Source organism: Ginsengibacter sp. (genome assembly GCF_057362405.1).
Window position 1 is genome coordinate 1 of sequence record NZ_JBMQQG010000127.1, and the last position, 11,825, is coordinate 11,825.

Below are 11,825 nucleotides of genomic sequence, written 5' to 3' on the forward strand. Positions count from 1 at the left end.
GTATCTATAACTGTTCAATAATTGTGGTCTTATAATAATGCAGGTTTAAATTTAAAAGCCATCTTCTATATTAAAGCAAGTCAGTTCGCTTAATATCGATGACTTGCCGGGGGGGGCGCCCTTTGCTGAGATATAAGATTATGCGATATGCTTACGCACGTTAAATTACCAATGAATAAATCCCGAAGCGTATACTAACTATTACGAATACACGACAAAATTACCAGGTTAATAAAAGTTCACCGCACCCTCATTTTCTTTAACCAAAATAGGGAATAAGAGTGCGGACTCCATGCGAAAATCCCGATTGCTTTGCTCCATTTGGAGGAAGCCCGAAACCCAACAATAATGCCAAAGACAACCTCCATAGGGTTGTTATCTAATTGGAGAAAACTTGATACGAGTAGGGAAAGAGCCTGTTAAATTTTCTTATGAAACCCAGGCAAAATCGCTTGTTTTAATTGAACAGCGAGGCTTTTTGGCATTGGTATTTTTTATGAAAAGTTAAAGATGATCATAGGTAGAACGCTGGCACAGACAGGCTCACAATTTGATGCGCTATTTAATAAGTAACAGCTAAAATGACGCCATGGGAAATTGATTTCAACTTAATCTATTTATTAATTTAAAAAATGAAAAGAATGGAACAGGTAACAAAGTGTCAATCTCATTTATCAAATCATGGTGACATTAAAATTCCCAACTATTGCATCGCAAAGTCTGTGAGAAACAAAAAGATATCGAATAAAGCTTTGCTGGTTGGTATTATGGTTTTTGGTGTTGTAAATTTTTCCTTTGCGCAGAATGGTCAATTTAAAAATGCTTCTTACAGGCAGGATCTTTTAAACGATGAGCACGAGGCCACTGCAAGAATCAGAACGGAAAAGCAGGATATTAGCCAGGAGCGAAAGGAGTTGCGTGAAGATAAAAGCATTGTGCGTGAAATATCGGACATACCTTCATTCGCAGTTGAAAGATTTAAAACGAATTTTCCGAAAGCTAAAAATGTGCATTGGTTAAATCTTGACGGAGTCGTAAGAGTTGATTATACGCTGCATGGAAAACACATGATCAATGTTTATAATTTCAAAAATAAACTGGTAGGAAACGGAAAATATTTATCATATGAATCTCTGCCGGCGAGAGCAAGAAAACAGATTACCAGGTATTATAAAAAGTATATTCCCGAATCAACCATGTATTACGATAGTAGAAACGAAAGCTTTGATATGTCATTATTAGGAATGCAAAATGCTGAACGTAATGATTATTATGTATTGATGAAAAACAGAAAAAATGCTATGAAAGAAATTGTTTTGCGGGTATCTCCCGGTGGAGATGTTTCCTATTTCCGCAGTGTGCCTCAAAATGCATAAGTTTCGTCACAGAAGTTAAGGGCAAAGGGCAATCAATGAAGCGCCTCCACGAGGAGGATTTCTTCTTTCAAAGCGAAGCAGAAGTTGAGGCGGAGTTGATAAGAAATGACAAGAAGGAATAGATGGCGATACGATTCGGCTGTGGCTTTAGAATTCAGTCTAGTCAAATTAAATTGCCATAAAAGGGGAAAAGACTGGCGGTTATACTCAACCCGGTTTTTTTCGTGGGGGTAAAATTATCCCGGTGTGGTTCGGGTACCGCAACAATTCCGGAGGTTAAATTTTTAATTTACCGGGTAAAAAACTATATTCTTTTAACCAATTGCATGGTCATTTCCTGTATTCCCTCCAAAATTTCGCAGGTATAAACTCCATAAGGCAGTTCATTGAGTCCGTTCCATTTATATAGAGACTGATTTGTTTCGGTCTTCATTTCCACGGAGCTGCAAATGTTTCCGGCATGGTCCCTTAATAGCGCTTTAAAACTGGACTTTTTGGGTTCCTGAATTTCAATTACGAGGTCATTAAGGAAGAATCTTTGCCTGATTTTTAAGAACATAGCTTTTCTTTTAGTTGAGGTAAATTACTTCTGTTTTATAGTGGATATTTCTAATTGCCAGGCGCTCTTGCGAATTAACCGTTAGGTTTCAAAAGGGAAGGGAACAGCTTTAGTCGTTGGATAGGTGTGGAAAAAATGTGAATAAAAATAAGAGTATACGCTGACATTCCAAAATTTTATTTTGAATTTAATTTTTTGAGAGAAAGTTACCCACAATGGCACACTGCCGAAATGTAATAAGCACAGGGCATTGATAGGGATTCGTTATTTTCCTTCGTTTTAGAAACAGAGTAACTCACCTGCATGCAAAGGTTCACATAGACTCAGAAACTCTATTAACTACGAATTTCTTTTTCTCCAAAGAGATAGAAAATGAGGTTTACAAAGATGCTTAATATCCTAAGGGCCCAAACCCGTTATCCATATTGCAGGACTATGAATTAAAGGTGGATAAGGATAATAAGCGCCACGACACTTTGGTAATGGACGTTAACAGGGGACCAAAAGGCCACCTTATTGCCTCATATTAAATCGCGTTTGTTTAGATAATTATGATGTTGACTTCTGTGTGGATGATCACGAGAGTTCATCGTGTGAAATAACAATGGAAAAGTCGCGGGCTTTGCGAACAATGATTTCTGAGATTATTCGTTTACACATTAAAATGATGACCTATGAACACAACTGAAATAAACCTGAATTTTAATAAAGCAGATTTCGAAGAAGTATATTTTAAGAACCGGGAAAACAATATGCTATTTTCCAAATCGGTAAAAAAGGAATTTATTCTGTCTTTGATTTTCGGTGTCTTTTCATTAACATCACTTATTTACTCTACCATGTCTAATAAATCGTGGGGGGTTTTTACCATCACCACGGTAATATTTGTCCTCGTCCTTAACCAATTGATAAAAAAGATGGCTCCCGAATTGAAGTGGGAAAGATCAATCAGGGATTTTTTAGATGAACAGGCAAAATTCATTTCGAGAAAACTCACCTTGTCGGAAAACACACTTACGTTAAGAAGGGACACTAACATTACGATTATGCGGTGGAAAGATTTTAAGAAGGTTGTTATCGACGATAAAGCTATCAGTCTGTATGGGGATGAAACTTTTGTGTTCCCCAAAAAATGCATGAACTGGCATGACTTTGATTTACTGAGAAATGAAATTTTATTAAGGATCAAAAACTAAAGCCGCGTTCCTAAAATTATTTTCAAATAACCGGTGACACCTTCTTTCAATAGCGAATACAAATATTCGCAGAAATAGCAAAAAATTTAATCGACCTCGCTAAACTTCTACGGTCCCTTCTTTGCAAAACTCAGCGTGTACAGAATGCCGGTATTTTCATTTTTTAGAAGTGAAAAAACATTACATTTATTAAAATCTTCTGCTCACGTTTGCACTCTTTAAAATTTATTGACGATGGATGGTTTAATGATGAATTACCCGTTAACGGTACCATCAATTCTTGATCATGGGTACCGGGTATTTTCAAAAAAAGAAATCATAAGTATTTTGCCGGATAATACGCGGCATAGTTATACTTATACAGATTTATATAAGCGGAGTAAAAAATTAATGCATGCATTAGTAAACAAACTTGGCGTAAAAAAAGGCGATATAGTTGGAACATTTGCCTGGAATCACTATCAACATATGGAGTTGTATTATGGAATACCGGGAAGTGGTGCCATTTGCCACACCATTAACATCAGGCTCTCGCACTCGCAAACGGAGTTCATTATAAATAATGCTGAAGACCGGTATATTTTTGTTGATGCATCATTAGTAACGGCAATTGAACCCATTGCAGCACTTTTGTCAACTGTAGAAGCCTTCATTATATTGAACGCACCCAAAGGATTTACCACGAGCCTGCAACCTTGTATCGATTATGAAGAACTGATTGCAGATGCTCCCGATGATACGGCATGGCAGCAGGTAGATGAAAATGATGGCTGCGGAATGTGCTATACAAGCGGAACCACCGGATTACCTAAAGGAGTTTTATATTCTCACCGGTCAACCTATTTGCATGCGCTGGTTATTTCCTTGCCGAATTGTGCACGATTATCATTTGATGACAGGATATTAGTAGGTGTTCCCCAGTTCCATGTTATGGCCTGGGGTATTCCCTTCGCCGCTATTCTCGCCGGAGCGGTTTTGATAATGCCGTCTTCCCATCTTCAGCCGGCGCCTTTTATTGAAATTATTCAAAAAGAACAGGTTAATAAAGCAAACGGAGTTCCAACCATTTGGCTGGGAGTATATGCGGCACTGAAGGATAACCCGCCTGCTTCTTTTCCGTTGAAGGAAATTATGGTTGGAGGAGCGTCAGCCCCGCCAAGCCTGATAGATAATTTTGAGAAAGATTTTGGTATAAAAATGTTGCATGCATGGGGAATGACCGAAACATCACCGGTGGGAACGGTGAGCAGGCTTCAGCCTCAGCATGAGTCACTTCCGGACTTTGAGAAAATAAAAATACGTGCCATGCAGGGACAGCAGGTCCCCGGTGTTGAAATAAGATCGGTTATGGAAAATGGTATAATGGCGCCCTGGGATGGAATTACTTCGGGAGAAATTGAAATAAAAGGACCCTGGGTTATTGATTCTTATTTTAAATCAAATAACAGGGAAAATTTTACTGAAGATGGCTGGTTTAAAACAGGTGATGTGGGTGTAATTAACGGTGAAGGCTACATGCAAATTACAGACCGGGCAAAAGACCTTATAAAAAGTGGTGGCGAATGGATATCGAGCGTAGCGCTTGAAGTGGCTATCATGGCTCACCCTAACGTGAAGGAAGCTTCAGTAATTGCTATCCCTGATCCGCTATGGACGGAAAGGCCCTTGGCGGTAATTGTTTTGAAAGAACCGGCAAATTCATTATCAATTGAAGAACTGAATAGTTTTTTATCACCATCATTTGCCAAATACCAGTTGCCCGATAAATTGGTTTTTATTCGTGAGATACCAAAAACGAGTGTGGGCAAATTTAATAAAAAGGAGTTGCGGCGATTATATGCCGAAGGAAAATTGTGATTTAATCCGTTCTAAAAAATCAGCCATGCTGTCCGCAGGATTCTAAAATTATTTTATTTAAACTTCGTCTACGATTGAGCCGTAATCAATTAGTAATTCCTCACCTTCGGCAATATCACGTAGTGTTTCAAAATAATTACCATCTTCTATAGAAATAATATTTGGCGTATCGGAATGATTTAGGAACAAGGATACATCAAGCGCCTTAAATCCGTTATCAGGAACATAGTATTGATTAGCATCAAAGAGACAATAATTTTCTACCAATATCTTTGCATGAGTTGGTAAATTGAGCACTTCTTCTTTGGTAAGTATTATCCATTTTTCGTTCGGATCCGGTTTGCTGAACATATCCCTGCAGCCTCTGGGAATAGAACGTAAAGCAAACACTCCTATTCCTGCGACAGGAGATGGACGAAGCATTACATACGTATGGTGAATGAGTTCGTTAAGTAAAGTGGCTTTTGTAATCATGACAGGAAGATAAGACGTAAACAATTTCCCTCGTAAAAAAATAGGTTTACAGGGGAAAATTTTGACCTGTTTTAAAATGAGCCTCCTTACAGCATTGTAGAGGAATTTTCAGCATTTCAGATTTTAAATTCAGTCTTATCCAAATAAATGTTAATGGATCCATACATTTTTTATCATTTTATCAAATAAAAAACCATTTAAAACGCAACAATGTCCTGATATTTTAGGAATTTTGCACTCCAATAAAAAAAATACAAAAACATATGCCAAGTACCTTGTTTGATAAAGTGTGGGACTCACACGTTGTTCGAAACATCGAAGATGGTCCTGATGTGCTGTTTATTGACCGCCATTTTATTCATGAAGTTACCAGCCCCGTCGCGTTCCTGGGACTGGAAAGTCGTGGATTGAAAGTAATGTTTCCCGAAAAAACATTTGCCACTGCCGATCATAACACGCCTACTATTAACCAGCATTTGCCGGTTAAAGACGCACTTTCTGCGATCCAGTTGAAAGCGTTAGAAGTAAACTCCGCCAAATATGGCATTTCCCACTGGGGGTTAGGCAATCCTAAGAATGGTATTGTACATATTATCGGGCCCGAGAATGGGATTACCTTACCCGGCATGACAATAGTATGCGGTGATTCTCATACATCAACACATGGAGCATTTGGGTGCATCGCTTTTGGAATCGGAACATCGGAAGTGGAAATGGTACTGTCATCACAATGTATTATGCAGCCTAAGCCCAAAAAAATGCGCATCAATGTGAATGGTAAACTGGGTAAAGCTATCTCACCAAAAGATGTTGTACTCTACATCATTTCCAAATTAACGGCGGCGGGCGCCACAGGTTATTTTGTTGAATTTGCCGGGGATGTATTTGAGAACATGAGTATGGAAGGAAGGATGACCGTTTGTAACATGAGTATAGAAATGGGCGCACGTGGTGGTATGATTGCCCCTGATGAGACCACCTTTAATTATATAAAAGGTAAAGACAAAGCCCCTAAAGGCGAGGCATGGGATAAAGCATTGGCATATTGGAAAACTTTAAAAACGGATACAGGTGCCACGTTTGATGTTGAGCATAATTATGACGCGGCAGACATCGAACCCATGATAACGTACGGTACCAATCCCGGTATGGGAATGGGCATCACCAAACATATTCCAACTGCAGAACAGGTCGGCGGTGGCAAATCCAGTTATGAAAAATCACTCGCCTACATGGGTTTTCATGAAGACGATGCTATGATTGGTAAAAAAGTTGATTATGTTTTTTTAGGAAGTTGCACCAATGGACGCATTGAAGATTTTCGGGCTTTTGCATCAATTGTGAAAGGGCGTAAGAAAGCTGACAATGTAACTGCATGGATCGTTCCTGGTTCCCACGTTGTTGAAAAGCAAATAAAAGACGAAGGCATTTTAGATATATTAACCGAAGCGGGTTTTGAATTACGCCAGCCAGGATGTTCTGCGTGCCTTGCTATGAATGATGATAAAATTCCTGCGGGTAAGTATGCCGTTAGTACCAGCAACAGAAATTTTGAAGGAAGACAAGGACCTGGTGCAAGAACGATGTTGGCCAGCCCTTTTATGGCAGCAGCGGCAGCAGTAACTGGTGTTGTTACTGATCCAAGGGAACTTTTATAACGATGTGGGATGTACGACGTTTGATGTACGATGTAAATTGAAGAACAATTAAACTTAAATAAATATACTAATACTTTAGTCCTCCTTTCATCCTGAGCTTGTCCGGGGTGAGTTGTCCAAAGGACTACCATGGAGGGGCGAGGCTTAAAATCTAAAAACAATGGCTTACGATAAATTTACGATACTGAAAAGCACAGCGGTTCCGCTGCCAATTGAGAATGTAGATACTGACCAGATTATTCCTGCACGTTTCTTAAAAGCAACAGAGCGTAAAGGCTTTGGTGATAATCTTTTTCGCGACTGGAGATATAATAATGATGATACTCCTAAAAAAGATTTTGTTTTAAACAATCCTGTTTATCATGGAAAAATATTAGTGGGTGGTAGAAATTTCGGCAGCGGCAGCAGCCGCGAACATGCAGCGTGGGCTGTCTACGATTATGGTTTTCGTTGCGTTGTTTCCAGTTTTTTTGCAGATATTTTTAAGAATAATTGTATTAACGTTGGCATACTGCCCGTGCAGGTAAGCGACGGATTTTTGGATAGAATATTTAAAGCTATTGAAGCTGATCCTAATGCGGAACTTGAAGTTAATCTACCGGAACAAATTATAACGATCCTTGCAACCGGAGAGAAAGAATCATTTGGAATTAACGGGTACAAAAAAAATAACCTTACTAACGGTTATGATGATATCGACTATTTGCAGGCTATGGGAAATGAAATACAGTCGTTTGCATCAAAGAGCCTTTATTAAAATATTTCCAGGAAAACGAACATGCCTCAACCACAACGTTATATTGAAATTATGGATACCACACTCCGCGATGGTGAACAAACCAGCGGCGTGTCTTTTTCTGCATCTGAAAAATTAACCATTGCACAGCTCCTGTTAACGGAAGTAAAAGTGGACAGGATTGAAGTTGCATCTGCCCGGGTATCGGAAGGAGAATTTGATGCAGTGAAAAAAATTACCAAATGGGCGAAAGCCAATGGATTTTTGAATAAAGTAGAAGTGCTCACTTTCGTGGATGGCGATGTATCTATACAATGGATGCAGAAAGCGGGTGCGAAAGTGATGAACCTGCTTACGAAAGGATCGCTCAATCATTTAACACACCAACTTAAGAAAAAACCGGAGCAACATTTTGCTGAAATAGCAGAGGTAATAAAACTAGCCAGGAAGAAGGGAATTGAATGCAATGTGTATCTTGAAGACTGGAGTAATGGTATGCGTCATTCGAAGGATTATGTTTTGCAATATTTGGATTTTCTAACAAAGCAGCCTGTTAAGAGAATTATGTTGCCTGATACATTGGGTATCTTAACACCATCGGAAGTTTTTGAATTCGTTTCGGAAACTGTAAAGCGTTACCCCGGTATTCATTTCGATTTTCATGGCCACAACGATTATGATTTAGGAACGGCAAATGTCCTCGAAGGAGTGAAGGCCGGGGCTCATGGCCTGCACCTAACGGTCAACGGTATGGGCGAAAGAGCAGGTAATGCAGCCTTGGCAAGTGCTATCGCTGTGCTTCACGATTTTATGCCAAACATAAAATTGTCGGTTGCCGAAAAGTCATTGTATCGTGTAAGCAAGCTCGTAGAGACGTTTTCAGGATTTAGAATTCCGGTTAATAAACCAGTGGTAGGAGAGAATGTATTTACCCAAACGGCAGGCATACACGCAGATGGTGATAAAAAAAATAAATTGTATTTCAGCGACCTGATGCCTGAACGATTTGGTCGCCAAAGAAAATATGCCTTGGGTAAAACGAGCGGCAAAGCTAATATTGAAAATAATTTACAACAACTCGGCATTCTTCTTTCAGATGAAGATCTCAAAAAAGTAACTCAAAAGATTATAGAATTAGGCGACAGGAAAGAAGTATTAACCCAGGCAGATCTTCCTTACATTATTTCTGATATTTTAGATGGCAATGCTATCGAAGCTAAAGTAAGTATCGAAAATTATGTACTCACGCATTCAAAAGATTTAAACCCCTCTGTTACATTAAAGATTTGCGTGAACGGCGAATGTTTCGAAGAAAATGCCCAGGGCGACGGACAATATGATGCTTTTATGAATGCATTGAAAAAGGTATATAAACAAAAGAAAATCGAGTTACCACTGCTGGCGGATTATGCTGTTCGCATTCCCCCCGGCGGCAAGAGTGATGCTTTGTGCGAAACAATTATTACATGGAGCCAAAACAATAAAGAGTTTAAAACACGGGGATTAGACAGCGACCAGACAGTGGCTGCTATAAAAGCAACCTTAAAAATGCTCAACACGCTTTAGTACCTAAATAATTTACAGATTCATTAATACAAAATTTCAATGGCAGCAAAAAAAATTTTGATAGTTCCCGGTGATGGTATCGGGCAGGAAGTAACATCAGTAGGTAAAAAGGTGCTGGATAAAATTGCCGCAAAATTCGGCCACACGTTTACTTATGATGAGGCGTTAATAGGTCATGTTGCCATTGAAGCGACTGGGAATCCTTTGCCTGATGAGTCTTTGGAGAAGATGAGAAAATCGGATGCTGTATTGTTCGGAGCTGTTGGCCATCCAAAATACGATAATGATCCTTCAGCAAAAGTAAGGCCGGAGCAGGGGTTACTTAGAATGAGAAAAGAACTGGGCCTCTATGCAAATATTCGTCCCATTAAATTATTCGATGAGTTATTAGGAGCTTCCAGTATTAAACCTGAAATTTTAAAAGGGGCTGACATTTTATTTTTTCGCGAACTAACGGGTGATATTTATTTTGGTGAAAAGGGAAGAAAGAATAACGGTGACACTGCCTACGATGTTGCGGAATATAGCCGCTATGAAGTTGAGCGCATTGCCCGTAAAGCTTTTGATGCGGCAAGAACAAGGCGTAAAAAATTATGTTCGGTTGATAAGGCAAATGTTTTAGAAACTTCGAGGTTGTGGAGAGAAGTTGTTCAAAAGATTGCACCGGAATATGCTGACGTGGAAGTGGAATACCAGTTTGTAGATGCAACGGCCATGCTGCTGATAAAGGATCCAAGACGTTTCGATGTGGTTGTTACAGCCAATTTATTTGGTGATATCTTAACTGATGAAGCTTCTCAAATCGCGGGCTCCATGGGAATGTTGGCTAGTGCTTCTATAGGCGACGGCACTGGTGTTTATGAACCCATCCACGGTTCCGCTCATGACATTACGGGAAAAGGGCTGGCTAATCCGTTGGCCTCTATTTTATCAGCTGCTTTGTTATTAGATATTTCATTTGGAATGAAGGAGGAATCAGAAACGGTGATTAATGCCGTTGATAAAGTTTTAAAAACTGGTTATCGTACCAGGGATATTGCAGATAGCACTACAACTCCGGATAATATTTTGGGAACCGAAAGAATGGGGGAAGAGGTGTTAAAGTGTCTTTGATTGACCAGGATTTTTGTGGATAAAGAATATTTCATTTTCAAATCTGTTCATCTTATTTATTGTCGGGATCATAGGTATGATACTGAACAAATCTTGGCGTGTTGCTTCTGTTAGGTGACGCACAATGCGGGAGCGCCTGCCGCCAGATAATAAAATCCCCGGCTTTCCCGGTAATTGGTATAGGCGTTAATTGCGCGACAGCTTCATCCGCGGGGTTTGCCTTGGGCGGAAGAGCTTTTAGCCAGCTTTCTAATTTAGTATGAAATCCGGGAACGCAGCAGAACGCACCGCCATCTTCACTTACGTCATTCAAATATAAAAGCCCCTGCAATCTAAAGGGTATGGGCGGAGTAAGACTTACATCCCAGTGAAGCGGACTTCCCTTAAATTTAAATGTTGATGTTTCGGGTGGATTAAAACTCACCTTGTCAATAACTTTATGAATTTTTTTACTTGCATACAATTGCTCAAATGCTCTGCGTATTACCGGCGAATTTCTAATGACTTCAAGTGATGGATGATGATAGAACATCACCATGAGTCCTCTCATTTCTTCATGATCCCGATACCAGGTTGAAGCATCATTAATATCTGCTCCAATAAATTCTAAAATTGCTTTTGTGGTCTCTTCACATTGTTCATTGCTTAAAGCCTTTGGAATTATTATGTAGCCGTTTTCTTTAAAGAAATTAATTTCGTTTTCGGTTAATACATCTACAACCAATACTTCATTAATTTGGGATCGTGTACCCCGGTGCATCCATTCAATAAAACTTTCCAGCGATGGCTTTTGATGAAATAAAAATCTAAGTGTTTCCTCTAATCCTTTCCCACGTTCATAAATAGCATTTACCTGTTCATCCCATTCAACGGATGTTGCATCCCGTCCGTTGTCATGCAGCGACTGTTGCCACAATTTTTTCAGGATAGTATCCACCATACGATTTTCAAGATAAATATTTTAAGGAAGAAATGTTGACATAAAATGACACGTGCGCAATTGCAGATTCTTAGGTTATATTAATTACGCACGATTCTTATCTTTAATCAATAATATTTGTCACCATAAAATATCTTCGCATGTCATACTTCATTACTCTCGCGGAAAAAAAATTAAATGAAACTTTTCCAGGATTTGTTGGTCGTTTTGAACATACAACACACATGACACTGGCTTTTTGGGAGGTAACTGCGGGTAGCAGCGCACCCGAACATGCGCACGTTCAGGAACAGGTAGTAACAGTACGCGAAGGGAAACTGGAATTGGTTGTGAATGGAGAAAAACGAATA

11 protein-coding genes are annotated in these 11,825 nt (G+C 39.3%); 8 read left to right on the forward strand and 3 right to left on the reverse strand.

Annotated elements, in window-relative coordinates:
* Positions 1 to 632: 632 nt before the first annotated feature.
* Positions 633 to 1,376 carry a hypothetical protein gene (locus tag ACO1O5_RS10510; RefSeq protein ID WP_486269971.1) on the forward strand — a complete coding sequence of 248 codons (744 nt, stop codon included), beginning with the start codon at positions 633 to 635 and terminating at the stop codon, positions 1,374 to 1,376.
* A gap of 304 nt (positions 1,377 to 1,680) precedes the next feature.
* On the opposite strand, the gene ACO1O5_RS10515 is transcribed toward ACO1O5_RS10510, so the two are convergent.
* Positions 1,681 to 1,935 (reverse strand): hypothetical protein, encoded by a 255-nt coding sequence (locus tag ACO1O5_RS10515; protein WP_486269973.1) that lies wholly within the window; start codon positions 1,933 to 1,935, stop codon positions 1,681 to 1,683.
* Between the two features lie 674 nt (positions 1,936 to 2,609).
* On the opposite strand from ACO1O5_RS10515, the gene ACO1O5_RS10520 reads away from it, so the two are divergent.
* A complete protein-coding gene (locus tag ACO1O5_RS10520; protein WP_486269974.1) occupies positions 2,610 to 3,131 on the forward strand; it encodes a hypothetical protein in 522 nt (173 codons plus the stop codon).
* A gap of 234 nt (positions 3,132 to 3,365) precedes the next feature.
* Positions 3,366 to 4,988 carry a long-chain fatty acid--CoA ligase gene (locus tag ACO1O5_RS10525; RefSeq protein ID WP_486269976.1) on the forward strand — a complete coding sequence of 541 codons (1,623 nt, stop codon included), beginning with the start codon at positions 3,366 to 3,368 and terminating at the stop codon, positions 4,986 to 4,988.
* A gap of 57 nt (positions 4,989 to 5,045) precedes the next feature.
* Here ACO1O5_RS10525 and ACO1O5_RS10530 read toward each other — a convergent pair whose 3' ends face one another.
* Positions 5,046 to 5,462: an SET domain-containing protein gene (locus ACO1O5_RS10530; RefSeq protein ID WP_486269978.1), complete on the reverse strand. Its 417-nt coding sequence runs from the start codon at positions 5,460 to 5,462 to the stop codon at positions 5,046 to 5,048.
* Positions 5,463 to 5,725: 263 nt separating this feature from the next.
* Here ACO1O5_RS10530 and leuC point away from each other — a divergent pair, with 263 nt between their 5' ends.
* The 4 genes from leuC (at position 5,726) to leuB (ending at position 10,535) form a co-directional block, all read left to right on the forward strand.
* A complete protein-coding gene (gene leuC / locus ACO1O5_RS10535) occupies positions 5,726 to 7,120 on the forward strand; it encodes a 3-isopropylmalate dehydratase large subunit (RefSeq protein ID WP_486269981.1) in 1,395 nt (464 codons plus the stop codon).
* A 160-nt stretch (positions 7,121 to 7,280) separates the two neighbouring features.
* Complete coding sequence (gene leuD / locus ACO1O5_RS10540) at positions 7,281 to 7,877, forward strand: 3-isopropylmalate dehydratase small subunit (RefSeq protein WP_486269983.1); 597 nt, start codon at positions 7,281 to 7,283, stop codon at positions 7,875 to 7,877.
* Positions 7,878 to 7,898: 21 nt separating this feature from the next.
* Positions 7,899 to 9,422, forward strand: coding sequence for an alpha-isopropylmalate synthase regulatory domain-containing protein (locus tag ACO1O5_RS10545; RefSeq protein ID WP_486269985.1), 1,524 nt, complete (start codon positions 7,899 to 7,901; stop codon positions 9,420 to 9,422).
* A gap of 39 nt (positions 9,423 to 9,461) precedes the next feature.
* Positions 9,462 to 10,535: a 3-isopropylmalate dehydrogenase gene (leuB, locus tag ACO1O5_RS10550; RefSeq protein WP_486269987.1), complete on the forward strand. Its 1,074-nt coding sequence runs from the start codon at positions 9,462 to 9,464 to the stop codon at positions 10,533 to 10,535.
* A gap of 52 nt (positions 10,536 to 10,587) precedes the next feature.
* Here the strand turns inward: leuB and ACO1O5_RS10555 are convergent, their stop codons facing one another.
* Positions 10,588 to 11,475, reverse strand: a complete 888-nt coding sequence (locus ACO1O5_RS10555; RefSeq protein ID WP_486269989.1) for a phytanoyl-CoA dioxygenase family protein — start codon at positions 11,473 to 11,475, stop codon at positions 10,588 to 10,590.
* Between the two features lie 140 nt (positions 11,476 to 11,615).
* Between ACO1O5_RS10555 and ACO1O5_RS10560 the strand changes: the two genes are divergently transcribed.
* Positions 11,616 to 11,825 (forward strand): cupin domain-containing protein (locus tag ACO1O5_RS10560; protein WP_486269990.1); only part of this gene is annotated, 210 nt, incomplete at its 3' end.